This is a genomic window from Pseudomonas sp. 43NM1, assembly GCF_002836905.1.
Lineage (GTDB): Bacteria > Pseudomonadota > Gammaproteobacteria > Pseudomonadales > Pseudomonadaceae > Aquipseudomonas > Aquipseudomonas prosekii.
Genome location: NZ_MKGS01000162.1, coordinates 75,328 through 100,646, shown reverse-complemented (window position 1 = coordinate 100,646; position 25,319 = coordinate 75,328). Strand labels below are relative to the sequence as shown.

The following is a 25,319-nucleotide window of genomic DNA, read 5'->3' as shown; positions in this document are numbered from 1 at the left end:
CACACTTATGTCGAATGTGCCAACGCTATCGCGAGCAGGCTCACTCCTACAGGGACTATGAGTTGTCTGGTTGATCAAACTTTTTGATTGTTATGCCCCATAATTCAGCCTAAGCGCCCGTTGGAACCTGCTGTTACAATGCCGCCTCTGCGAATCTCCAGTACTTATTGATCAGGAGCACAACGGTGCCTGTCGTTTTTGTCGCCGCTTCGAAGCTGCCAACGCCTTTTGCGCAATTCACCATGCACGGCTTTCTCGATGAAGAGAACGGGCGCGAGCACGTCGTGCTGAGCCTGGGTGAGTTCGCCGACGGTGCCCCGGTACTCGGTCGGTTGCACTCCGAATGCCTGACCGGCGATGCCTTGTTCAGCCAGCGTTGCGACTGCGGCTCGCAACTTGAAGCGGCGCTGCAAGCCATCGCCCGAGAAGGCCGTGGCGTGTTGCTGTACTTGCGTCAGGAAGGTCGCGGCATTGGCCTGCTGAACAAGATCCGCGCTTATGAATTGCAGGATGGCGGCGCCGACACCGTTGAAGCCAACGAGCGTCTGGGCTTCGCCGCCGATCAGCGCGACTACGCCATGTGCCTGCCGATGCTTGAGCATCTGGGCGTGAAATCCCTGCGATTGATGACCAACAACCCGCGCAAGGTCAAAGCCATGACCGACATGGGCATCGTCGTCGCCGAGCGCGTGCCGCTGCACACCGGGCATAACCCGCACAACAAACTGTATCTCGCGACCAAGGCCAAAAAGCTCGACCACATGATGGGCAACGAGCATCAGGGCGAGGTAGACCGGGCGTGACGCGCGGTCAGGTGCGGCGGCGACTGTCCTTTAACTGGTGGCAATACCTGGCGCTGGCGTTGGTGCCGTTGTTCGTGATCAACGGCGTGTTTGGCCAGACCGAGGCGATTCTGCCGGTGCTGGCGATGCCGTTGTTCATTGCTGGCGTGGCTTCAATGTTTGTCAGCCTGAAGTTTTTCGGCGGCTACAAACATGCGCTGATCGCCACACAAAAAGCCCTCGACACACCTGAAGAGCCGGCCGCGTGGATTGCCCTCGCGGCCAAGCGTCGTACCGCGTTTCTGGCGGCCAGTCTGCCGGCGTGGATTGGCGCATTGGCAGTGTTCGTCGGCCTCGAAGCGGTGCCGCTGATGTTGCTGGCGCTGTCCACCGCCGTGCTGTTTTACCTCTACCGTATCCCGCGTCAACTCGGCTGATGCTTCGCGTCTGGCTGGCGGTTTTGCTGTTGGCCGTCAGCGGTTCGGTGTTCGCGGACGAGCGCTTGGTTGCGCGGGTCGTCAGCCTCGCGCCGTCCCTGACGGAAATCGTGGTCGAGCTGGATTCAGCGGACTTGCTGGTTGGGGTGCTGGATGCCGGCGAGCGTCCAGCAGCGATCAAAGACCTGCCGTCGGTTGGCCGCTATGGCCAGTTGGACATGGAGCGGCTGCTCAGCCTCAAACCCGATTTGCTGTTGCTCTGGCCTGGCAGCGTCGGCCCGGCGCAGCGTGAGCAACTGAAGCGCTTGAACATTCCCACCTACGTCGCCGAACCGCACAACCTCGAACAACTCACCACGCAAATTGCCGCGATCGCCGAGCAACTCGGCCGAGCGCAGCGGGGCGTGGTGTTGGCGGCGCAGTTGCGGCAGAAACTGGATAACCTGCGCCAGCGCTATCGTCGGGACACGCCGTTGCAGGTGTTCTATCAAGTCTGGGATCGGCCGCTGTACACCGTCGGTGGCGGGCAAATCATCAGCGACGCATTGCAGGTGTGCGGGGCGCGCAATGTGTTTGCCGACCTGACGTTGCCGGCGCCGCAAATCAGCGTCGAGGCGGTGTTGCAGCGCAACCCCGAAGTGATTCTGGCCAGTGATCAGGCGCAGTTGGATGCGTGGAAAGCCTGGCCGCAAGTGACTGCAGTGGCTCGCGGACAATTGTTGTTGGTGACCGACAAAGGCTTGGAGCGGCCGAGCGGGCAGATGATCGAAGCGACCGCGAAGCTCTGCCAGATCATCGCGCCAGAGCGTTAGAAAACCCTGTGGCGATGGGGCTTGCCCCCGTTCGGTTGCGCAGCGACCGCATTCCAGTCACCGCGGTCGGCCTGCCAAAACGCGGTGGCTGCATTGGGGCTGCTGCGCAGCCCAACGGGGGCAAGCCCCCTCGCCACAATTGATCGCGCCGGATTTTAGAGCTGGACTTTACAGCTCAGGCGTCCAGGTCACCCCGAACATCCATGCCCGACCTTCTTCGCGATAGCCATATTGGCTGCTGCCATAGCTGTACAACGCGCGGCTGTAACCCTTGTCGAGCAAGTTGTCGACCTTCAGTTCAAGCTGCACTTCGCGGTTCAGCGCCCAACTGCTGCGCAAACCGAGCAGCGCGTAACCGCCCAAGGCTTGCCCGTTGTTCTCGTCGTCGTAACTGCTGCTGACTGCTTGCCAACTGGCGCCCAGACCCAGCCGATCAAATTGTCGATCCAGATCCAGGCTCAATGTGCGCCGCGCACGCCGGGCCAGGGTGTGGCCGCTGTCGCGATCACGCGGGTCGATGATCGCCACGCCGAGGTTGCTCTGCCAGCCGAACAATTCCTGTTTGAGCGCCGCTTCGAACCCGTTGATCCGCGCTGAAGCGACGTTCTGCGGGCCGTTGCCGCCGAAGATAATCGCGTCTTCAAGGTCGGTGCGGTACAGCGAGGCTTCCAGTCGGCTGCTCTCGGTCAACTGACTGCGCCACTGCAATTCGTAGCTTTTCGAACGCTCGGGCTTGAGGTTCGGGTTGCTGAAATCCGGGTAATACAAGTCATTGAAGGTCGGCGCGCGGAAGCCTTCGCTGTAGGTCAGCAGCACGTCGTTGTTCGGGTTCAGCGGCAGGGTGAAGGTGCCGCTCCAACTGTTCTGGCCGCCGAACTGCTGGTTCTGGTCGCGGCGCAAACCCAGCTCCGTGGAGAAACTGTCGGCCTTGTAGCGATGCTGGATAAACGCGGCGCGGTTCCAGCGGCTGTCCTCGTCGAACGGCGTGCTGCTGTTGACCCGGTCTTCGTACCAGTCGCCGCCGACGATCAAACTGTTGCGCGCGTCGAGCGTCAGGTCGTTCTGCCAGTTCACCGAGTCGCGGTAGGTGTTGAACACGCTGCGCTCATCGCTGAGTTTGTCGAAAGTCTTTTCGCGGTTTTCGCTGTGGCCGAATTCGAGGCGGGTTTTCCACACGTCATTGATGCGCGCATCGACGTAACTGCTGAGGCTGCTGACGTTGAAATCGCTGTACGGCTGCTGCTGCAGCGATTCGAAGGTGTTCAGGTCGAAGCGCCCGAACGGGTTGTCGAATTCGCTTCTGCCGCGGTTATCCAGCAGGTTGGCGCCAATTTCGACGTCGTCGGTAAGCGCATGACTGAGGCTCAGGCTCAGCGATTTGTTGCGGTATTCATCATGATCGCCGTCGCTCGGATACGATTCGGTCGTGCGGTCGATCCCGGCTGTTTCATCGAGGCTGGTGCCGAGGTTGAAGCGGGTTTTGTCGTCGCCGCCGGACACGCCGAGGCTGCGTTCCCACGTTTGATTGCTGCCGAAACCGACGTGCAGGCGCGGCTGCAAGCCCGGTTCGGCGCCGCGTCGGGTGAAGATCTGGATTACCCCGCCAATCGCATCGCTGCCATAAATCACCGAGCGCGAGCCGCGTAATACTTCCACACGCTCGACCTGTTCGATGTTGATGTGTTGCAGGTTGCTGTCGCCGGACGTCGAGTTGCCGATGCGCTGGCCGTCGACCAACACCAGGCTCTGCGCCGATTTGGTCCCGCGAATGTAAATCCCCGGCAAACTGCCGCGACCCCCGGTCTGCCCGACTTGCACGCCCGGCACGCGGCGCAACAGGTCGGTGACGCTGCTTGGTTGCAGGCGATCAATGTCGTCGCGGGTGAACACGGTGTTGGCCGCGCTGCTGTCGTTGCGCGCTTCGACCTGGCGGTTGGCGCTGATCAACACGTCGGGCAGCTTCAGCGCCTGATCACGCTCGAAGGTGTCGGCCAGGAGTTGGCCGGCCGGCAAGAGTGTCAGCGTCAGGGCGAGAGGAGAGAGTTTCATAGATATCCGTAGCAAACACGGTACTTGTAGGAGCGAGGCTTGCCCGCGAAGAGGCCCTAACATCCAACATTTGCGTTGCCTGTTAAAACGCCTTCGCGGGCAAGCCTCGCTCCTACAGGGGCGGGGGAATTACTTGGCAAGCAGTTGTAAACGCTCACGCACCGACGCTTCGATCCCGGCTTCATCCAATCCGCACTCGGCGAGCATTTGCGCAGGTTTGGCATGTTCGACGTAGGTGTCCGGCAAGCCGAGGTGCAGCATCGACTTGAGGATGTTTTCCCGCGCCAGGAACTCGCTGACTGCGCCACCGGCGCCGCCCATGATCGCGTTCTCTTCGAGGGTCACCAGCAACGTGTGACTGCCGGCGATTTCGCGGACCAGTGCTTCGTCCAGCGGTTTGACGAAACGCATGTCGACCACGGTCGCATCCAGCGTTTCCGCGACTTTCAGCGCTTCGGTCAATTGCACGCCGAACACCAGCAGGGCGACGTTTTGGCCTTGGCGGCGCACTACACCTTTGCCGATTTCAATCGGTTGCAGGTCCTTTTCGATCACTGCATTCGGGCCGTTGCCGCGCGGGTAACGCACCGCCGCCGGGCCGTTGTACAGGTGGCCGGTGGTGAGCATTTTGCGTAATTCGTTTTCATCGCTCGGGGTCATCACCAGCATGCCGGGGATGCAGCGCAGGTACGACAGGTCAAAACTGCCGGCGTGCGTCGGGCCGTCTTCGCCCACTAAACCTGCGCGGTCGATGGCGAACAAGACGTCGAGGTTTTGCACCGCCACGTCGTGCACCAATTGGTCATAGCCGCGCTGGAGGAACGTCGAATAAATCGCCACCACCGGTTTCGCGCCTTCGCAAGCCATGCCGGCAGCGAACGTCACTGCGTGTTGCTCGGCAATCGCCACGTCGAAATAGCGCAACGGGAAGCGCTCGCTGAACGCCACCAGGTCCGAGCCTTCCTTCATTGCCGGAGTAACCCCGACCAGGCGCGGATCAGCTTCGGCCATGTCGCACAGCCATTCACCGAACACACCGGAATACTTCGGCCCGCTGGCCTTTTTCGGCGCAGCGGCCGGGGCGTCCACGGGTTCCAGTTTGGTGATCGCGTGATAACCGATCGGGTCGACTTCCGCCGGGGCGAAGCCTTTGCCTTTCTTGGTGACGATGTGCAGGAATTGCGGGCCTTTGAGGTCGCGCATGTTGCGCAACGTGGCGATCAGCGTCGGCAGGTCGTGGCCGTCGATCGGGCCGATGTAGTTCCAGCCAAGCTCTTCGAACAACGTGCCGGGGACCAGCATGCCCTTGGCGTATTCTTCGGTACGCCGGGCAATTTCCCAGGCGCCGGGCAGGCGCGACAGGACCTTTTTGCTGCCCTCACGCATGCTCGCGTAAGTGCGGCTGGAGAGAATCTTTGCAAGATAATTCGACAGGCCACCGACGTTGCGCGAAATCGACATGTCGTTGTCGTTGAGGATCACCAACATGTTGGCGTTCACTTCCGGCGCGTGGTTCAGCGCTTCGAACGCCATGCCGGCGGTCAACGCGCCGTCGCCGATCACTGCGATGGCTTTGCGATCACTGTTTTGCAGGCGGGCGGCGATGGCCATGCCCAGCGCAGCGCTGATCGAAGTGCTGGAGTGGCCGACGCCAAAGGTGTCGTACTCGCTCTCGGAGCGCCGCGGGAAGGCTGCGACGCCGTCCTTCTGGCGCAGCGTGGCCATGCGCTCGCGACGGCCAGTGAGGATTTTGTGCGGATACGCCTGATGACCAACGTCCCACACCAGCCGGTCGTCCGGGGTGTCAAAGACGTAATGCAGCGCGATGGTCAGCTCGATGACGCCCAGGCCGGCGCCGAAATGCCCACCGGTCTGGCCGACCGTGTAGAGCAATTCCAGGCGCAATTCATCGGCCAGGGTTTCCAGCTCGGCTTCGCCTAACCGGCGCAGGCCGTCCGGCGTATTCGCGCGGTCGAGCAAGGGCGTGGTCGGGCGCGTGCGGGGAATCTCATGAAACGTCGTGGGCATCAGGCGAATCGTTATAGGTATAGAAGAGGCGGCAGTTTACCTGATGCATCGGCCCCTGCCCACGCGTTGCGTTTTTTTGGCGGATGCGCTGTCAGCTGCGGCGCTCGACAATGTAACGGGCCAGATCGCGCAAAGGCTCGGCAGCCGCGTCAAACGGTCGCAGCGCATGCAGGGCCTGATCGCGCAGTTCCAAGGCATAAGCCTTGGCCGCATCGAGACCGAGCAACGCCGGGTAAGTCGGCTTGTCCCGGGCAATATCGGCGCCCTGGCGTTTGCCGAGGGTTTCGGTATCGCTTTCGACGTCGAGAATGTCGTCCTGCACCTGAAACGCCAGGCCGATCGCCTGTGCATAAGTCTGCAACGACTTCAGTTCGTCCTTCTCGGCGCGGCCACTGGCCAGGGCGCCAAGCTTGACGCTGACCTCGATTAGCGCGCCGGTCTTGTGCCGGTGCATGTATTCGAGGGCTTTCTGATCGAGCTTCAAACCGACCGAACCGAGGTCGATGGCTTGCCCGCCGACCATGCCCGCCGGGCCTGCAGCCACCGCGAGAGCGCTGACCATTTGCAGCGAAATTTGCGCCTCCGGGGCGCTCAGGCGCGGGTCGAGCAGGGCGCTGAACGCCAGGCTCTGCAAACCGTCACCGGCGAGAATGGCGCAGGCTTCATCGAATTTCTTGTGCGTAGTCGGCTGGCCGCGACGCAAGTCGTCGTCGTCCATCGCCGGCAAGTCGTCGTGCACCAGCGAATACGCGTGGATCAACTCCACCGCACACGCCGCGCCGTTCGCCTGTTCAGCCTTGCCGCCGAGCGCTTCGCATGCGGCGTATGCCAGCAGCGGACGCACGCGTTTGCCGCCATTCATCACGCTGTAACGCATGGCTTCATAGAGGCGCGCGAGTTCAGCGCTCGGCGGGTTGAACAGGGTTTCCAGCGCTGCGTTGACGCGAGCCTGGCTGGTCGCCGAATACGCTGCGATCATTCTGGCTGATCCGCTTCGAAGGGTTCCTCGGCCAGCTCGCCATCACGCTCGAGCAGCACCTGGACTTTTTGCTCGGCCTGAGCCAGCGCTGCCTGGCAATCGCGGGTCAGACCGATGCCTTGCTCGAAAGCCGTCAGCGAATCTTCCAGCGACAACTCGCCATTCTCCAGCCGCTCGACCAGCGTTTGCAGGTCAGCGAGGGATTGTTCGAAATCCAGTGCAGCTTTTTTGCGGGCCATGGGCGGCTATTTCCGGTTGACGTTAAACCGGCGCGACACTAGCAGACATGGGGGTTATGGGCAAATGAGCGGGGTGTTCTGCCACGAAATCATGGGGAGTGAACGCTATCATTGTGGCGAGGGGGCTTGCCCCCGTTGGGTCGCAAAGCGGCCCTAAAACCAGGCGCCGCGTTTTGTCAGACGTATCGCATTTAGCTGGCGACTGCTTTGCAGCCGAACGGGGGCAAGCCCCCTCGCCACAGGATCAGGTTCAATCCTGATTATTCGGTGGAGGCATCGGGATAGCGGATTTGGTAGCGAGTACTCCGTCCGCCACCGGGCAGCCGTTTGAGGCAGCCCTTCTCCAGCAATTCACTCAGATGACGTGTCGCCGTCGCCTTCGAGACCTTGGCCACTGCCTGATACTGCGCCGCGCTGAGACCGTTCTCGAAGCCGCGTTCGCCGCCATCCAGCAAGCGATTCAGTACTTTGGTCTGCTCCAGCGACAGCGCAGACGCGCGATGTGCCTGCCAGAAACGCGCCTTGCCCAGCACCGACTCAATCCGCTCCATCGCTTGCTGCAAACTGCGCAGCAGAGTTTGCAGAAACCACTCCAGCCATTGGGTGATATCCGATGTGCCTTTCTGGCTGTTTTCCAGCACCCGGTAATAGCCCGAACGATCCTCAAGTATGCTCGCCGACATTGCATAAAAACGAATCGCTTGCGCCTCGCCCTGCGCCAGTGCGAGGTCGGTAATGGTCCGTGTCAGCCGCCCGTTACCGTCGTCGAACGGGTGCAGCGTGACGAACCAGAAGTGCGCAATGCCGGCCCGCAGCAATGGGTCGAGGTCAGGCTGATGGCGAGTGCTGTCAAACCAGACAAGAAATGTCTCCAGTTGCTGCTCAAGCCCTGCGCGCGGCGGCGCCTCGAAGTGCACCGTTGGCCGGTCGAGTCGACCGGAAACCACCTGCATCGGCTCATCGCCGCGCAATGCGCCGACGCGGATCGCACGGGCGGCGAAGTCTGTGCGTTGATCGGGAAACAGCCATTGATGCCATTCCAGCAATCGCGGCACCGTCAGCGGCTGCGCAAAATGCTGCGTGGCATCCAGCAGCAATTGCGCCAACCCTTCACTGCGTTGGCTGACGTGATCGCCTTCAGTCAATTGCAAACCCAGGCGCCGCGCGAGCGAAGAGCGCACCGAACCGACGTTCAGTTGCTCACCCTCGATCGCCGATGACGTGACGATGTTCTGTAACAACGCATCCAGCTCGTTTTGCGCATTCAGCGAGGCGTCGACAGAACCGGCCATGCCAATCAATTGACCTTGCGCCTGCACGCACTCGCGCAGCAACGGCGCCAAGCGGTCGGCCTGCCAGTTGAAAGTCGGCCAGTCAGATTGTTGCCAGATCCAGTGAGATGCCATGTATGCGCGGGCTCGAAGGGGTGATGAGCCGAATAATAGTCCTATTCGGCTCATCTAGTGAGCCGAATAACTCGGCTATTCGGCTCACGCCCGTCAGTTGCCGTGATTCCTGCCGCAAATAGCGATGTATCCGATTGTTAAAAAACTGCCGAATGGCTAATCTTCGCGGCTTCTACGACCCGATCGTCACGGGTCATTTTGACGAAACACAGTTTTGGTATCTGTGACGCGCCGAGGATCGGGCGCAGGGTTTCGTTGTGCATGGCAGGAGGCGTTGCATGCGTGGTTTTCTTTCACTGCTGATGATCACGGTCTGGGCCAGCGCGGCTTGGGCCGAGCCGACGGCCGAGCTGTCGGAGCCGGTGGGCGGCTGGCGTTTCAACGGCTTGCTCGATCGCAGTGAAAACCCGCGGGTGGCCTACCCGACGCCGCCGATCGATCGCGGCGTGCAGCGTAACCGCACGATGATCGAAGGCCAGCTCAAGGCCATCGGCACCCAGCGCGGGCCGCACACCCTGGCGGTCAACGGCAATCCCTTGAATCTCTACACCGACGACGCCGGCCGTTTCGCCCGGCCGTATGCGTTCGGCGCCGGTTCCAACAGCGTCGAAGTGCGCAGCGCCGAAGGCAAATCGCTGAAACGCGTTCAATTCTACGAAGCCAACAATCTGCGCACCCCGGCGCGCATTCGCGTGGTGCTGGGTTGGGACGATCCGAAAGCCGAACTCGACTTGCACATCGTCACGCCCGACGGTCAGCACGCGTTCTGGGCGCGCCCGGCGATGAGCAATGGCGGCGGCCTCGACCCCGATGGCGTCGATGGCCCCGGTCCGGAAATGTTCACCATGACCGCGCCGATGCATGGCACCTATCTGGTTTACGTGAACTATTGGGGCAACTTCGGCAACGGCGGCTATAACTTTGACGAGGCCAGCAACCAGAACGAGGTGATTACCTCGCAGATCAACCTGGTGCTCAACGAAAACACCGTCGACGAAAAACGCGAAACATTCATCGTGCCCCTGCGGGCCATCGGTGATCTGTTGCTGGTCAAGACTTTCAACTATTAAGCATCCCGCTCCACGGATGAATTGCTGAGCTTTGGGAACATGAGCGTGAACATGAGCGATAACACTACTTCACCAGCAGTTGCCCCGGCCGCCGAAACGCCTGCCGGCAAACCTTCCCGGCGCTGGCCAGCCGTGCTGATCGGGCTGTGCCTGGTCGCCGGGGTGGCGGCGGGGTTGGGCTGGTTCATGCAAAAACCCAAAGCGCCGCCGGTGGAACTGGCCAGTGACAAACTGGGCATGAGCCGCCCGGACGGCCTGCTCGAAACCCATTCCCTGAGCCAATTGCCCAAAGACCTGCTGGCGGTGCCTTTCCTCAAGGAAACCCTCACCGAAGATTTCGTCTTCTATTACGAAGCGCACGCCGATCGCCTCGGTTTGATCGGCAGCTTGCGGCGGATCATTTACGAACATGACTTGAAGCTGCAGGACAGCCTGATCGAGCAACTCTTCGATCAACCGGCAGACGTAGCGCTGTGGCGGGGGGCGGATGGTCGCCTGAAAGACTTTTTGCTGGTGATGGATCGCGGTGGTCTGGCGAAAGTGCTGGAGCCGCTGGCCAAAGTTGCGCTGGATGACACGCAACTGACCCAGGTCGGCACGGTGAAAGTCGGCGCCGATGACGTGGCGCTTTATCAACTGACCTACAACGCCAGGCGAGCGCTGCTGTTCGCTTCGCATGGCGACAAATTGGTGGTGCTGTCGAACCCGGCCAAACTCTATGACGCCGAAAGTGGTGTTTCTGAAGAGTCGGGCGCGGTGTCCACCAAGTCCATCGCCGCGCTGCTCAACGGCGACAAACTGTTCCCCGAAGCCTTCGGTCTGCCACCGCGTGCGCCGGAAGTGAAGCAACGTTTGTCGGTGAATTCCAGCGTATTGGCCATGGGTTATCAGCGCTTCATCCCGAACTTCGCCGGTCTGCGTTTCGACATGGACGACAAAGGCTGGCACAGCTTCTTGGCGATGGACGAATTGGAGAACCAGCCGGACTTCGATTTCAAACCGATCTGGCAAGCCATGCCGATGGGCGCCAGCGCCTGCGTAGCCTTGCCGCTCGCCGCCGAACAACAGAAACCGCTGCTGATAAAACTCGGCGCCGAAGAACAAGTAGCGCAAGCCCTGACCGAACACATGGCCGGCGCGGCGGGCCTGTGCTGGTACGCCGATTCGCGGCTGTATATGCCGTTGCTGGTGGCCAGCCTAGACGATAGTGACAGTGCCAAACTCGATGGCGATCTGGGCAAGCTGTTCGGTTCGATGGTCGGCGCCTACGAAGGCAACGTCGAGGAACACGCGTTCCCGGTGGTCGAGAAACAGCAAGGTGAAACGCGCCAGTGGCTGCGTCAGGTCAGCTCCAATTTCGGCCCGTATAAAGCCAAGGACGCCGAGAACCCGGACGCGATCACCGGCAAGGCTTTCATGAAAGTCAGCCTCGCCCGTCACGGCTCGACGCTGCTGTTTTCCCTCGACGACAAACTGGTCGACAAGGCCCTCGGCACGCTCGACAAACGCTTCCCGCCGATGGCCGACGTGGTGCCGAAAGACCTGCTGATGCCGGTGTATTTCGGCCCGGATTCGATGGCGCAACTGATGCAACAGGAAACCCTCGACAGCCTGCCGCAGGACATGGAGCCGGTGTTCTACAACGCCGCGCAAACTTACCTGATGCCGAAACTGCGCAAGCTCGGCGGTTACGGCAAGTACGCGCTGACCCTGCCCGAAGGCAGCGAGCCGGACGGCCATTGGCAATGGTTGCCGCTGGAGTGGAAAGCCCTGTGACCACCCTTATCCGAGGCCTCGGGCTGCTGGCGATGTTGCTCGGCAGTCGCGCGTTTGCCACTGAGGCGCCGCCGCTGGATGTGCAGCAATCGCAGGTGTTCCGCGCCTGGTTCGTGCGCATTGCCCAAGAGCAACTGACCCAAGGCCCGAGCCCGCGCTGGTTCCAGCAGGATTGCGCGGGACTGGTGCGGTTTGCCGCCAACGAAGCGCTGAAAGTGCATGACGACAAATGGCTGCGCAGCAATGGTCTGTCCAATCGCTACCTGCCGCCGGAGCTGCAACTGAGCGACGCGCAACGCAGCCTCGCCCAGCAATGGCAGCAGGGTGGCGGCAAGGTCGGGCCCTACGTCAACGCAATCAAACTGATTCAGTTCAACAGCCATCTGGTGGGCCGCGACGTGGCCCAGGCCCGGCCCGGCGACCTGATGTTTTTCGATCAGGGCGACGACCAGCACCTGATGATCTGGATGGGCCGCTTCATCGCCTATCACACCGGCACCACCACCCCCACTGACAACGGCATGCGATCCGCGAGCCTGCAGCAACTCATGACATGGAAGGACACCCGATGGATACCCGACGCAGCCAACCCCAACTTCATCGGCGTCTATCGACTGAACTTTCTCTCCCAATGATCGGTGCCCGCATGTTGCGTTTACTGCCTCTGCTGTTGGTTTTAGCGCTGCCATTTTCGGCGGTGAATGCCGAAGACACCGTCGAGCCGAGCGGCTACACGCCGGTCTCCGGTGAAAGCTTTTTCCTGTTGGCGGACAGCAGTTTCGCCGCCGACGAACAAGCGATGGTGCGCCTCGAAGCGCCGGGCCGCGATTATCGCCGCTTCCGCATGGAGCCTTATGGCGGTGCCGACATTCGCGTGTATCGCATCGACAAACCGCTGGATTTCCTCAAGCGCCAGAAGAACCTGCATCGCGTGGTCAGCGACGGCCAGTTCAAGGGTGAAGGGCTGTCGAACACCCTCGCGTACCTGTGGGACAACTGGTACCGCAAGTCCCGTCGCGTGATGCAACGGGCGTTTTCCTACGAGTCGCGTAAACAAGTCACCGAGGAAGTGCCCGAACTGAAGATGGGCAACGCGATTGCCGCGCCAACGCCCTACGACGCTCAGCCGCAATTCGCGCTGATTCCGGGCCTGCCGGTGGTCAGCCAATTCCGCTATCCGCTGTGGGAGGCCAAACCGATCCAGCCGCCGACCGGGGTCAATCTGGACGGTTCTTCCAGCGAATTCGTCAGCGTCTCGCCGGGCAACGTCTACATTCCGTTGGGTCATCTGAAGCCGGGCCTGTACCTGGTCGAAGCGCTGATCGGCAAGTACCGCGCGACCACCATGGTCTTCGTGTCCAACACCGTCGCCGTGAGCAAAATTGCCGGCGATGAACTGCTGGTGTGGGCCGCGCGCAAACACGAAGGCAGTTCGGTGCCGAAGGTCAATGTGCTGTGGACCGACGGCCTCGGTGTGATGAGCAGCGGCGCGACTGACGCCGATGGTTTGCTGCGTCTCAAACACGTCAGCCCGGAGCGTTCGTTCGTGATCGGTGAAGACGAAGAGGGCGGGGTGTTCGTCTCGGAAAACTTCTATTACGACAGCGAAATCTACGACACCAAACTCTACGCCTTCACCGACCGGCCGCTGTATCGGCCGGGCGATTGGGTGTCGCTGAAAATCGTCGGTCGCGAGTTCAAGAACGCCCGCGATTCGGTGGCGCCGAGCGCTGCCGACGTCAACGTCACCGTGCTTGATGCCACCGGCACTGCCCTGCAAACGCTGGCGCTGAAACTTGATTCCAAATCCGGCACGCAAGGGCGTTTCCAGTTGCCGGACAACGCGGTGGCGGGCGGTTATGAGCTGCGTTTCAGCTACAAGGATCAGGCCTACAGCAGTGCCTTCCGCGTGGCTGAATACATCAAGCCGCACTTCGAGATTTCGCTGAACCTGGCCAAACAGGATTACCGCACCGGCGAACCGGTGAAGGGCAATCTGGTGCTGCTGTACCCGGACGGCAAACCGGTGGTCGGGGCCAAATTGACCCTGAGCCTGCGCGCCCAGCAACTGTCGATGGTCGATAACGAGCTGCAATACCTCGGGCAATTCCCGATCGAGCTGACCAGCACCGAACTGACCACCGACGCCAAGGGCAGCGCGACCCTCGACCTGCCGGCCACCGACAAACCGAGCCGCTACATGCTCAGCGTGTTCGCCAGCGATGGCGCGGCGTATCGGGTCAAGACCACCAAGGAAATCCTCATCGACCGTGGCGCCGCCAACTTCAGCCTGCGCGCGCCGCAACGGTTCAGCGCGGTGGGCGACAAGGTTGCGTTCAAATACGCCAACGAGGGTGGCAGCGAGCAAACCAAAGCGGTCACGCCGAGCAGCTACAGCTGGGTGCGTCTGGAAGACCAGAGCACTGGCGAAGGCAAACTCTCGTCCAAGGACAAAGGCTTCAGCCTCGCGTTCGAGCGGCCGGGCACCTACAACCTGACGTTGAAGGATGAACACGGCCGCGTGATCGGCGCGACCGGGCATTCGGTCACCGGCGACGGCGTCAAAGCCGTGCCGGGCACCGTCGAAATTGTCTTCGACAAAGCCGAGTACAAGGCTGGCGACGAAGCCCTCGCGTTGATCACTTTTCCCGAGCCGATCAGCGATGCGCTGTTGTCACTGGAGCGCGACAAAGTCGAGGCCACGGCGCTGCTGTCCAAGGGCGGCGACTGGCTGAAGATGGAAAAACTCAGCGAAACCCAATACCGCGCGCGCATTGCGGTGAAGGACAATTTTGCGCCGAACCTGACGTTCTCGGTCCTGTACACCAAGGGCGGTCAATACAGCTTCCAGAACGCCGGCATCAAGGTGATTGCGCCGCAAATCGACGTGGCGATCGCCACCGATAAAGATGCTTATCAGCCGGGCGATACCGTTTCTGTTGACCTGACAACGCAGTTCGCCGGCAAGCCGATTCCGGCGCACCTGACGGTCAGCGTCGTCGACGAAATGGTCTACGCGCTGCAACCGGAAGTCGCGCCGACTATCGACCAGTTCTTCTACCACCCGCGCCGCAATAACGTGCGCACCAGCGCCAGCCTGTCGTTCATCAGCTACGACGTCGCGTTGCCGGGCAGCCCCGGCGCGCCGGGCAAAGCCAACCGCAGCGAGCGCGGGGTGAAAGTGCTGGAGCGGCCGCGTCGTGAAGACGTCGACACCGCCGCGTGGCAGCCGGAATTGATCACCGATGCCAACGGCAAAACCCGTTTCACCTTCAAGATGCCGGACTCGCTGACCCGCTGGCGCATCACCGCCCGCGCCATCGCCGATGACGGCCAGGTCGGGCAGAAAAAGCAATTCGTCCGTTCGGAAAAACCGCTGTACCTGAAGTGGAGCGGCCCGAGCAAATTCCGCAATGGCGACAAACCGGCACTCGGTGTATTCGCCTTCAGTCAGGCGGAAAAACCGGTCAAAGCCGAGCTGGTGATTCATTACGCCGGCACCGAACAACGGGTTCCGGTAAACCTCAACAACGGCATCAATTACATCGCGCTGCCGGCGTTTGCGCTGGCCTCCGGCGACTGGTCCGCAGAGCTGCTGCTGGACGGCAAAACCGCAGATGCGCTGGCCGTGCGCCTGACCGCCACCGGTGAAGGCTGGCAAGTGACGCAGAGCCAAAGTCTGGACGTGGCCAGCGGTGATACGCCGCTGACCTTGCCGGCCGACGCTACCGACATTCGCCTGCGTCTGGATGACAGTCCGCAAGCGCTGTTCCGCTCGGCGCTGGATGATTTGCTCAGCTATCCGTATGGCGGCGTCGAACAGACGGCCAGTCGGTTGTTGCCGCTGGGCATCGCCTATCCGGCGTTGTCGAGCAACCCGCAGATTCGCGATCGCTTGCGCCTGATCATGCAAAACAGCCGTCTGCGCCTGGTGCAAATGGCCGGGCCATCGGCAAGTTTCACTTGGTGGGGCCAGGACGGCGAGCCGGACGCGTTCCTCACCGCTTACGCCTATTACGCCGACTGGTACGCCAGCAAAGCCCTGGAACTGAGCCTGCCGCCGGAGCATTGGCAGCGGGTGTTGGAGGTGTACGCCAAGCAAGCGCCGAACACGCCGCTGCTGCAACGGGCGCTGATCCTGTCGTTCGCCAAACAAATGCAATTGCCGGTGAACACGCTGCTCAGCGGCTTGATGGATGATCTGGCGAAGGCTGGCGACGGCAACGGCGCCACCCTGATGGACGATGGTCAAGACAGCCTGGTGATGAGCGATCCGGATTCGGCGCTCGGCCTGGCAGCGGCGCGAGCGTTGACCGCTTCGTTGGCGAAGCAGTCGAAAGTGACGATGCCTGAGGCTTTCAGCCGTCAAGTCGCTGATGCGCAACAGCGTCTGGCCGTGAGTTCGCAGCCATTCGCTGAAGCCCTCAACCTGTCGCTGCAACCGTTCGATCAAGCGCAAGCGCAGCAGTTGTTGCAGCGTCTGTTGCCGCAGCAATCGACCCTCGAACGCGCCTTGGCCCTGAGCTGGTTGCAACGCAGCATCGAGCAGGCGTCGCCGACCATCGCTCTGGCACCGGGTGAAGGCTGGAAGAAAAACTACGGCGCGACCGGCGAGATGTATTGGACATGGCAGGGCGCTACGCCGGTGCCAACCGTGTTGTCGCTGGCCGGGACGCAGGAACGTCCATTGCGCGCGGCGTTGAGCTTCCAGAGTCAGCAACCGCCGGTTGATCCGATGGCCGTGACCATCACCCGACGCCTGTCGCGTCTGGTGCCGGGTGACGAAGCGTTCGAATTCAAACTTGAAGCGGTCGGCTCTAAACCGCTGTCCAGCGACAGCCTGTACCTCGACGAAGTGATCATCACCAGCAAAGCCGCGAAACCGCTGCGCTACGGCATGATCGAAGTGCCGCTGCCACCGGGCGCCGATGTCGAGCGCACCACGTGGGGCATCAAACTGTCGGGCAAGGCCGGCACCGAACCGACGGCGCTGGAGAAGGCGCGCTTCGAGCCGGGCCAGTTGGCCTACGCCATTCCGGTGGACGCGCTGAGCGGCGAATTGCGCGTGCGCCACTTGGTGCGTTTCTCGCAAAAAGGCCAGTTCAACCTGCCACCAGTGCGTTTCACCCAGGTCTACGCACCACAGCATCAGGCCCAGGAACAGAAACCGGCGCTCGGCCAGGTCACGGTCAACTGACATGACCCGGCGGCTGGTCTGGTGGCTGCTGTGTTTGCTCCCTGCGCTGGCGACAGCGCAGGACGAACCCTTGCGACTGGGCTTCAACGGTGAATTGCTGTCGCTGAACCGCACGCAATTGATCTCGCGCGAACCGCTGCCAGCGGATCTGCAAACGCCGTTGGGCAGCCTGTGGAAGCTGTTTGTCTACGCGTGGCTGGTCGATACCGGCGCTGATGAACCCGCTTATGCATGTCGCGGCCAGTCGAAGGAAGAAGTTTATTGCTGCACGGCTGGCGGCAAGATTTCGCGCGATCAGGCGTTGGTCAAATCCTGTGGGTTGTATTTTGAGCCCGCGCGGTTGGGCATTAATGCTGCGGATTGGCGCAGCTATTGGCAGTCGCGCAAGGCGCCGGAGTGGTTGCTGAGCTTGCCGTCGTTGCAACCGGCGACGCGGGTTTCCGTGGCTGAACTGTTGAAAGTGCTGGCGCTGATGCCGGCGCAGGATCAAGCGCGGCGCGTGTTGCTGGACGTGGTGTTGAGCGCGGCGGACGGCAATGTCGTCGGTGAACTCGGCGGCCGCTTGCGGGTGAAAACCTGGAGCTGGCTGGGCGACCAGGACCCGGCGTCGCGCCAAGGTGGTTTTGCCGGTTGGCTGGCGGACGGCACACCGATCTGGGCCGGTGGTCGCGGCACCAGTCAAATGGTCCTGCGCCATTACGGCGAAGCGCTGGCGGCGGTGCTGCCGGTTGCATGGCCGCTGGATGCCGGGCGCTGTGTGGAAGTCGGGCTGTTTTCCCGCTATCCGATTGGCCGGGTGTTGGCGGGTGATCGGGTGGTGTCTGGCGGGCCGTTGCAGGGCGACTATCGAGTTGAATTCGCCAATGGCAATCAGCTGGATATTCACAGCGATGGCGAGCTGTTTTTGCTCGGTGACAAACTTGTCGCCCGCTTGGATCGCGAGGAATACGTCGCCCGTGTGCTGCAGCGCGAGGCCAAGTCCGAACCCGCAGAGGCTGCCAAAGCGCTGGCCATCGCGATCCGCACTTACCTGTTGCAAAACGCCACGCGCAACGGCGACTGCCTGAGCATCGACGACAGCAGCAGCCGCCAACGCGTTGCGCCACGCCCGGCCACCACGCAATCGCGCAACATCGCCGCATGGACCAGCGACCTGGTCCTGGCCGGCAGCACGGTCACCTATCACTCCGACCAGCCCGGCCCGGACAAACTGTCTTGGCAGCAAGCCGTCGAACAAGCCAACGCCGGTCAACGCTACGACGCCATCCTGCTGCACGCCTACCCGCGCGCCAGCCTCAGCCGCTGGGACAATCCCGTGGCCTCCTGCGAAGCATTGCCCGCCGCGCAAGACTGGCTGCAGAAACAGCGGCGTGGCTGGCGTGCGCGGTTGGAGGGCGAGGTCGGCTACAACGAAATCAGCAGTTTTGCCGTTTGCCGCCTCGCCTTCGGCCGCCCCTATGTCGACCGCGAACGCCAGCGCATTTACGTGCGCGGCGTGCTGTCGCTGCAAGACCGCCTCGACCTGACCCACGAATACCTGCACCTGGCCTTCGAAGCACACCCCAACGGCCAGGATGAAAACTACATCGAAGGGCTCGCCCGCCACCTCTTGCTGGAATAGGCCATGAAACTCCGTTATCCACAGGTCCTCCTGTTCCTCTGTACTTTCGCCGTACTGCCGACGACCTTCGCCGCCGCCGTCACCCTCGACACCCCGGTCGGCGGCTGGCGCACCGGCGCCGCTGAAGGCGAAGGTGAGAACTTTCGTCAGCCGGTCAATTACCCGGCCTCCTCGGTGAACACCCCGGTCGGCCAAGCCAACACCGCGCGCATCACCGGCCAGATCAACGCCACGCCGAAATCCAGCGAGCCGGGCCGATTGATCGTCAACGGCGTGAGCATGCCGCTGAAGATTGATGCGGCTGGCGGTTTTGACCGCCCGTTCTCCTTTCCGAACGGCAGCAACAGCGTCGAAGTCCGCAGCCCGGACGGCCAGCAGCGCCATCGCACCCAATTCCTCAACACCAGCGGCGGCGCCACCCCAGCCAAATTGCGCGTGTTGCTGGCATGGGACAGCGACGGCACCGACCTCGACCTGCACCTGATCACCCCGGATGGCGCACACATCTGGTACGGCGAACGCGCCGCCCCCAACGGCGCCGCACTGGACGTCGACGTCACCACCGGCTACGGCCCGGAAATCTTCGCCATGCCGGCACCGCTCAAAGGCCAGTATTTGGTGTACGTGAATTATTTTGGCGGCGGGTATCGCAATGATGAAGAAGGGCAGGAAGACGCAGTGCAAGCGCTGACGACTGCGCAGGTGACGGTGATTACCGAAGAAGGGACGCCGAACGAGAAGATGGAGACTTTCTTGGTGCCGATGCGGGCGGTGGGGGAGTTGACGTTGGTTAAGGGGTTTAGTTATCCGTGAAAGAGGAATGTCGCAGCAGTGCTGCGATTGACTCAAATTAGTCAGCAGGCTGCTGACCGATTCGGTCCTGCGCATCCTGGTAAGCGGCTTCTCGCTCACGCTTTCCGATCGCAACCACAAAGACTACGACCTCCTGATCCAAAACCTGATAGATCAGTCGATATCCGGCGCTACGCAATTTGAGTTTGTAGCAGTCGGGTAGTTGGCGAAGCCGATTGGCTTCAATGCGAGGGTTCTCGAGTACTTCAGCAAGTTTCCTCTTGAACTGTTGGCGCAAGGTGTCGCCCAATTTGTTCCATTCTTTCAGCGCGCGACGATCAAATTCGAGGCTATAGGTCATCCAGGCTTACCTTGACTCGCTGAGGGGCGGCCAGGCGTTCAGTGACCACTGCGATGAGGGCTTCATCCTCTTCGCTGAGCAATGCTGCTTTGAAAGGCAGTTTTCCGCGTTCGGCGACGTATTGAAGAGTTTGGCGCAGGAGTTCGGAAGGTGTTACCCCAAGCTTTTCCAGCTCGGCAAATGAACGCTGTTTCAGATCATCGTCGATGCGGATGTTGATGGAAGCCATGGTGAAATACCTGTAATGACGTTTGTCGTTACGGTAGCAATGAGTTCTTGGTCCGACAACCCCTCATTCAGCGGTTTCAGATGACAGGCAGGCTTTCTTCCAGACATTAAAAAGCCGGCTTGTGGGCGGCGTTATTTACGTATTTTAAGCAGGTTTTGTTGGGTTTTGTCGTATTTTTAATTTCTATCCCCCCATTTGTCCCCCCACATGGAGCTCACGTAGCGCGTGCGCATCGAGGTAGTCATATGTAGCACAAGAGAAATTACGTGCTTGAATGATGGGGCCGAGCATCCGGAAACTAGATGAATTCGGGGCTGTTCCCATTTGACTACTTTCGCTCATAAGTTGCGGTTCGGAGCTTAGGGCGTGTCGTGCATAGCTAGATGCGATGGGTTATTTGTTGACTCTACTGTCGCGATAACTGATCAGTTAAGCTGGGCGATCTGATAGCAATTACTTGCCATTACCTAGGGAAAGGCCTTGACAGATCAAACCAACCAAAATGCTTCCGGGCTCCATGGTCTTCTCGGCCCAAGAGAAGTGCTGCGCCGACTCCATTTACAGTGCCATAGCGTCGTAGATTTGTCCTTAAGTGAAAGGAACGAAGCGTGTATTGGTGAAAGCTACCTTTTCGCAAATGACCTAGATAGCTGGTGCAAGGCGATTTCCGGCTACGCTGAGTCTAGCCTGGTCGCTACCGCGTCGAGCGAATACGTCTTGGCCATGCTCAACGTCTGCCAAGGGCAATACAGGAATGGGTTCAAGGGATTGCGGCTGGTGCTTGAGCTTTGCATGCAGAGCATCCATTTGTCAGCGGATCTCGTTCTGCGCGAAGAGTGGATAAAAGGCGAAAAGGACACCATCTGGGCCGTCTTGGTAGATCACCAAGACGGCCCTTTGAGCACGAGATTTTGTCGAGCCTTTTTTGCTGAGCTATCTGAACATACAAGCCATTACAGGGAGTTAGCAAAAACGTTGTACCGAGAGCTTTCGGAGTGTATCCATGGGAATACACCCAATCACATTCCGCTGCCTTCTAGTTTGGAGTTTTCCCAAGATACCTTTGAGCTGTGGCATGCAAAAGCTGCATCAGTCCGTCTTGTCATCCATTTTGCCTTCACGTTGCGCTATCTGCGAGCTCTGCCGAAACCGAAGAGATTAGAAATAGAGCCTGTATTGATAGAGCAGCTCGGCCACATAGCAGCCATCCGTACGGAGTGCACTGTAGATGCCTAACATGAATGATTCAAAAAGCTTCGTAATTCGAACCGAGGACCTACGCCCGGAGGAGGTGCTTGGTCTGTTTGTTCCCACGGAGCGGGATCTGCAGTTGGTCTCGGGTTTAAAGTCAGCTAGTCCGCTGATTTTGGAAGGCAGCCGGGGAACTGGCAAATCATTCCTGTTACGGGTATGTGAGCAACAGCAGGTCAGGGAGTACTCGGCCACCAAGGTTTTGCCTGTATACGTTTCGTTTCAGAAAAGCTCGCTCCTTAGCACAAGAAATGACCAGCAATTTCAGCATTGGATGCTTGCTCGTCTTTCGTCTCGTATTCTCCGCACGCTGTACCAGTTCGGGCTACTGGCAAAACCTTCCTTATCCGCCGCCGTGCTTGCAGGTGGAGCGCTAGGTGTTGTAGGGGAAGAGACTCAGCTCGAAAAAGTGGCACAGCATTTTGAAGATTCCTTTAAGACCCCTGGAAGTATCGTTGATGATGGGCCCGTGCCGGACGTTGAATCTTTCAAAGATGCCATAGAAGATCTTTGCAAGGAACTTGGGTTGCGTCGAATTAATGTCCTATTCGATGAGGCCGCTCACATTTTTAGACCCGAGCATCAAAGGCAATTCTTTACCCTATTTCGCGATCTTCGTTCTCCGTACATGACATGCAACGCTGCGGTATATCCTGGTGTAACTTCCTACGGCTCTTCGTTTGAAGCAGTGCATGATGCACAGATCGAATCGCTGAATCGTGACGTGCACGAGGCAACCTATCGCGAGCAGATGCGCGAAATTGTTATTAAACAATCTGGCGCAGAATTGCAGGTTGATATAGAAAAAAATGGCGAGAATTTTGACGCTCTTGCGCTTGCTGTTAGCGGAAATCCAAGACTGCTCCTTAAAACGGTATCACTTGCTGGGCGTCTACGCTCGTCAGATGTACAGAGTGTTCTTAAAGACTTTTACAGGAACTCAATTTGGGCTGAGCACAGTGCTCTAGCAGAGCGATACCCCGGTCATAAGGAATTGATCGACTGGGGACGCTGGTTTGTTGAGCAGCATGCAATCCCCGATGCAATACAGAAAAATGATGCGTGGAAAGCTGAGGGGAAACCTGAGCGAACCTGTTATTTCTGGGTTCATCGTGATGCCCCTGAGGCTGTGAAAGAGGCACTTCGACTTTTAGCGTATACCGGTGTAATCGCAAAATTAGACTCAGGTGTGGTCGCTACTCGCGGTAATGTGGGTTCTCGTTATGCAATCAATATAGGTTGTCTTGCTGCTCCATCGGCGAACCCGGTTGCCTACATCACGGAGATTCGAAAGGGGCTCACAGTCAAGCGTTTCACGGAGTATGGCCAGAACCTCCCGGTGTTTGTAGAAGTCGCAAATCGGGTGGGCACGATGGCTGATGCCGATCTTTCAACTGAGCTAGAACGTCTGCTCGCAAAGCCGGTTTCGGCACTTGATCTGACAGACCATCAACAGTCTGCGCTCCGTACGGTTGGAATATTGACAGTGGGTCAAGCTTTGACCTCGTCCGAAGCTACGTTTCAGAGAGCCTCGTATATAGGACCGGTTCGATCAAGAAAGATGATGAATATTGTCACGGCTGCTGTGTTGGAGTTTCTATCCGGCTAATCACTATCGCCGCCAGGGAGGGCGTGTTCCAGGGCGGGTCAGTATCGAGTTGTGTTAGACAACGCCGTGGGGGGGATGCAATTTTAACCGCGTCCCCCCACGATTCCTGTGTCTTCGCAGGCAGGCAATTTCGCTATTTCGCGGAGAACAAGACCGTTCGCTCGTAGTGTGACTCATAGTCCGTAGACTGATTGTCATCATTTCAATGAAAGTCATGAGATGAATGATAACGAAGTTTGCATATCGCTTGGTACGCGTGTCAGAGCCCGTCGCTTAGCAAAAGGATGGTCTCAAGAGGAGCTTGGTGCGCGTTCAAATCTGGACCGCACCTATATCAGCGGCATCGAGCGAGGAGTGCGAAATCCCACTGTGACAGTTCTTCATGCGCTTTCGGAAGGGCTTGGAATTGGCATAAGCGATTTATTCGCCGATGCTGATGAGATTGCTAAATGAAAATCCACAAACGCTCCAGTAATGGTCGCGGCGAGTACGAGTTGGCTGGTGCAGTTGATGGTTACAGCACCACTATGCTAATAGAAAAACAGCTGGTGATTGATGCAGGTCCGGAACTTGGAAAAATACCTACAAACATCGCATTAAAAAAACAAGGCGGTAAGCCACGACTACGCCGTCTCAGTAATACCGGCATACACATTCAGAGACAGCTTGAGGCATTGCTGCTAATGCCGAAGTCTATTCGGGAAGAGAGTCAGTTACTTGGTGGTCAGCCGGTAATTATCGCTGAGCGGTACATTCTTTCAAGCGTTGAGATAAAGTCAGTATTAGTCCTTGATGACCAGGCAATTATCAAGCTTGGTGGAATTGACTGCGTAAATGACAGCGTGACTCAAGAGATCGATTTTTCAAAACGAATCTCTCAGCTTATGCACCTTTACCAGAAGGTCGAAAGCCTTCCGCCTCGTGTAGCGCAAGCTTTGCGAGCGCATCATGCAAATATCCAGACAGGCAGTGTTATCAGTAGCGTTACAGAGCGTCTTGTGCTGGATGTGATCAGGGCGACTGAAGAGGCGGCGAAGGACAGTGATGCAGTCCTGATTCCTGGGGAAGATCCCGTTCCGTTGTTGCTTGATATGCTGCGATCACAACCGATGGTTGAGACTCCTCCTCTTGACGAAATCGATCCGGCAGACATCGAAATCCGTAGAAGGGTTGCTGATCGATGGCGTCTTCAAAAAGATCGTGGGCCGGCATCTACACAGTTCAGAAGAGATGTCAGACGGGCTTATGATTCCGGATGTTTGTTCTGTGGCCTAAAACTTCCGACGTCAGAAGGTGTTCGGATAGCTGGTGTTGACGCTGCGCACATTATCCCTTGGTCGCAATACGAGGCAGATGTTGTTGTTAATGGTTTATGTCTTTGTAAATTGCATCACTGGGCGTTTGATCAGTACTTATTAGCTCTGAGATTCGACGGAGTTGGCTACGAGGTCGTCATTACAGAATTGGCAAAAACCGCATTTGCTAACTCTCCAGTGGTAATGCAAAGTTTTGAAGCTGTTGCCGGTCCAATTCCCTTGGTCCGGCTACCAGCTAACAAATTAGAATGGCCTAGTCCGAAATTACTAGGTCAGCTATACGAGGACGTCCGCGTCGACTTTTGAGCGTTTTGTGGCGGGCTTCAAGTTTGAGGCCTGCTTGCTTTCTATTACGCTCCGTACCCGGTTACCAAGCCATTCCACTACGTTCACTGTTACTGCATTGCCCGCTGCGTGATAACGCTTTGATTCAATCCTGTCTGAATCATCGTCGTTGTCTAGCGGCAATGTCCAATTGTCGGGGAAGCCTTGGATTCGCTCTGATTCCAGTGGCGTAAGGCGGCGTACACGGCCTGCGGGGTAGGATACGTAGGTGCGACTCCAGTCCGTCCCTGTATGACGCGCTGAGCAAGCATACAAACAGTATGCTATTCCTTGGACGATGGGGCCGTTGACAGGATCTCCATAGCTTGTCTTAAAGGGGGAAATAGGCTTCTGCCCATTTGGTCTGCCCGCCGAATCGCTCCCTTCGCTGCATTGGGGCTCAAAAAGTATTTCTCCGGCAAGTCCTGGGTCTCTATAAGTGGCAACAATAAAGACTCTTTGGCGAGACTGGGGGACTCCGAAGTAGCGGCTGTTAAGCACTCGCCACGCCACGCCATACCCGAGTTCGGCCAGCGTTTGAATGACGATTCCGAAGTCGCGTCCTTCGTGGGAAGAGAGGAGACCTGATACGTTTTCGATAACGACAACAGAGGGGCGGCGGCTTTCAATAAGCTTTGCATAGTCGTAGAAGAGTCCAGACTTTTTTCCTCTAAGTCCGCTTCTGGGGCCCATTCGGGCGAGGGAGACATCTTGGCAGGGGAATCCTCCCACCCAAACATCTGCATCTGGGATTTCATCTGGGGTCACCTTTGTAATGTCTTTTGCCAACGGAACGTGTGGCCAATGCTGCGAAAGGATTTTCTGGCAAAACGGTTCAACCTCGCATTGCCAGACGACTTCCATGCCGGCGCGTTCGAAACCAAGATCGAAGCCACCGATGCCTGCGAAAAAGGAAGCTACTCGTAGCGTCATACGTTTTGCCCCTGGCCTGAAGAGTGAATTCTAAAGGCTTTGCTATTAATACTCATGCTGCTAACATTAGCAGTTAGGCTCATTTTCGGCAATAGTGGATCCCGTTTT

The 25,319-nt window shown here is 59.0% G+C and carries 21 protein-coding genes; 13 read left to right on the top strand and 8 right to left on the bottom strand.

The genetic code is table 11. The features are described from left to right. The first annotated feature begins 185 nt into the window (after positions 1–185). The 3 genes from ribA to BI292_RS19890 are packed head-to-tail and all read left to right on the top strand — an operon-like array spanning position 186 to position 2,031. Positions 186–803, top strand: a complete 618-nt coding sequence (gene ribA, locus BI292_RS19900; protein WP_092277512.1) for a GTP cyclohydrolase II — start codon at positions 186–188, stop codon at positions 801–803. Beyond that, positions 800–1,219 carry an MFS transporter gene (locus BI292_RS19895; protein WP_092277515.1) on the top strand — a complete coding sequence of 140 codons (420 nt, stop codon included), beginning with the start codon at positions 800–802 and terminating at the stop codon, positions 1,217–1,219. The genes ribA and BI292_RS19895 overlap by 4 nt, the downstream gene beginning before the upstream one ends. After that, complete coding sequence (locus BI292_RS19890; RefSeq protein WP_101208883.1) at positions 1,219–2,031, top strand: cobalamin-binding protein; 813 nt, start codon at positions 1,219–1,221, stop codon at positions 2,029–2,031. The genes BI292_RS19895 and BI292_RS19890 overlap by 1 nt, the downstream gene beginning before the upstream one ends. A gap of 168 nt (positions 2,032–2,199) precedes the next feature. Here BI292_RS19890 and BI292_RS19885 read toward each other — a convergent pair whose 3' ends face one another. From BI292_RS19885 to BI292_RS19865, 5 genes are all read right to left on the bottom strand, one after another. Further along, on the bottom strand, positions 2,200–4,080 hold the full coding sequence (locus tag BI292_RS19885; RefSeq protein WP_101208882.1) for a TonB-dependent receptor domain-containing protein: 1,881 nt from the start codon (positions 4,078–4,080) through the stop codon (positions 2,200–2,202). A gap of 129 nt (positions 4,081–4,209) precedes the next feature. Next, entirely contained in the window at positions 4,210–6,108 is a 1,899-nt protein-coding gene (dxs, locus tag BI292_RS19880; protein ID WP_101208881.1) for a 1-deoxy-D-xylulose-5-phosphate synthase, read from the bottom strand. 91 nt (positions 6,109–6,199) lie between these two features. Next, a complete protein-coding gene (ispA, locus tag BI292_RS19875; protein ID WP_101208880.1) occupies positions 6,200–7,087 on the bottom strand; it encodes a (2E,6E)-farnesyl diphosphate synthase in 888 nt (295 codons plus the stop codon). Next, positions 7,084–7,326 carry an exodeoxyribonuclease VII small subunit gene (locus tag BI292_RS19870; RefSeq protein ID WP_056743654.1) on the bottom strand — a complete coding sequence of 81 codons (243 nt, stop codon included), beginning with the start codon at positions 7,324–7,326 and terminating at the stop codon, positions 7,084–7,086. Before BI292_RS19870 ends, ispA begins: the two co-directional genes overlap by 4 nt. Positions 7,327–7,586: 260 nt before the next feature. Next, positions 7,587–8,732 carry a Fic family protein gene (locus BI292_RS19865; RefSeq protein ID WP_101208879.1) on the bottom strand — a complete coding sequence of 382 codons (1,146 nt, stop codon included), beginning with the start codon at positions 8,730–8,732 and terminating at the stop codon, positions 7,587–7,589. 278 nt (positions 8,733–9,010) lie between these two features. Here BI292_RS19865 and BI292_RS19860 point away from each other — a divergent pair, with 278 nt between their 5' ends. From BI292_RS19860 to BI292_RS19835, 6 genes are read left to right on the top strand one after another with little or no spacing between them, the layout of a single operon-like run. Next, on the top strand, positions 9,011–9,802 hold the full coding sequence (locus BI292_RS19860) for a YfaP family protein (RefSeq protein ID WP_101208878.1): 792 nt from the start codon (positions 9,011–9,013) through the stop codon (positions 9,800–9,802). 51 nt (positions 9,803–9,853) lie between these two features. Beyond that, entirely contained in the window at positions 9,854–11,578 is a 1,725-nt protein-coding gene (locus BI292_RS19855; protein WP_101208877.1) for a DUF2138 domain-containing protein, read from the top strand. Continuing rightward, positions 11,548–12,213: a DUF1175 domain-containing protein gene (locus BI292_RS19850; protein WP_371918742.1), complete on the top strand. Its 666-nt coding sequence runs from the start codon at positions 11,548–11,550 to the stop codon at positions 12,211–12,213. Before BI292_RS19855 ends, BI292_RS19850 begins: the two co-directional genes overlap by 31 nt. Beyond that, a complete protein-coding gene (locus BI292_RS19845) occupies positions 12,210–16,775 on the top strand; it encodes an alpha-2-macroglobulin (RefSeq protein WP_101208876.1) in 4,566 nt (1,521 codons plus the stop codon). The genes BI292_RS19850 and BI292_RS19845 overlap by 4 nt, the downstream gene beginning before the upstream one ends. A gap of 1 nt (position 16,776) precedes the next feature. Continuing rightward, the gene (locus tag BI292_RS19840) at positions 16,777–18,396 is read left to right on the top strand and encodes a DUF2300 domain-containing protein (RefSeq protein WP_101208875.1); all 1,620 of its coding nucleotides are present in this window, start codon (positions 16,777–16,779) and stop codon (positions 18,394–18,396) included. A 3-nt stretch (positions 18,397–18,399) separates the two neighbouring features. Continuing rightward, entirely contained in the window at positions 18,400–19,209 is an 810-nt protein-coding gene (locus BI292_RS19835) for a YfaP family protein (RefSeq protein ID WP_101208874.1), read from the top strand. A gap of 37 nt (positions 19,210–19,246) precedes the next feature. Here BI292_RS19835 and BI292_RS19830 read toward each other — a convergent pair whose 3' ends face one another. Beyond that, positions 19,247–19,549 (bottom strand): type II toxin-antitoxin system RelE/ParE family toxin, encoded by a 303-nt coding sequence (locus BI292_RS19830; RefSeq protein WP_101208873.1) that lies wholly within the window; start codon positions 19,547–19,549, stop codon positions 19,247–19,249. Continuing rightward, on the bottom strand, positions 19,539–19,778 hold the full coding sequence (locus BI292_RS19825) for a type II toxin-antitoxin system RelB/DinJ family antitoxin (protein WP_054616768.1): 240 nt from the start codon (positions 19,776–19,778) through the stop codon (positions 19,539–19,541). The genes BI292_RS19830 and BI292_RS19825 overlap by 11 nt, the downstream gene beginning before the upstream one ends. A 480-nt stretch (positions 19,779–20,258) precedes the next feature. Here BI292_RS19825 and BI292_RS19820 point away from each other — a divergent pair, with 480 nt between their 5' ends. From BI292_RS19820 to BI292_RS19805, 4 genes are all read left to right on the top strand, one after another. Further along, entirely contained in the window at positions 20,259–21,014 is a 756-nt protein-coding gene (locus BI292_RS19820; RefSeq protein WP_101208872.1) for a hypothetical protein, read from the top strand. A gap of 1 nt (position 21,015) precedes the next feature. After that, complete coding sequence (locus tag BI292_RS19815) at positions 21,016–22,638, top strand: hypothetical protein (protein ID WP_101208897.1); 1,623 nt, start codon at positions 21,016–21,018, stop codon at positions 22,636–22,638. A gap of 219 nt (positions 22,639–22,857) precedes the next feature. After that, complete coding sequence (locus BI292_RS19810) at positions 22,858–23,091, top strand: helix-turn-helix domain-containing protein (protein WP_101208871.1); 234 nt, start codon at positions 22,858–22,860, stop codon at positions 23,089–23,091. Then, positions 23,088–24,260, top strand: a complete 1,173-nt coding sequence (locus BI292_RS19805; RefSeq protein ID WP_101208870.1) for an HNH endonuclease — start codon at positions 23,088–23,090, stop codon at positions 24,258–24,260. Before BI292_RS19810 ends, BI292_RS19805 begins: the two co-directional genes overlap by 4 nt. Here the strand turns inward: BI292_RS19805 and BI292_RS19800 are convergent. After that, positions 24,231–25,211, bottom strand: a complete 981-nt coding sequence (locus BI292_RS19800; RefSeq protein WP_101208869.1) for a DNA cytosine methyltransferase — start codon at positions 25,209–25,211, stop codon at positions 24,231–24,233. The genes BI292_RS19805 and BI292_RS19800 overlap by 30 nt on opposite strands. Between the last annotated feature and the right edge of the window lie 108 nt (positions 25,212–25,319).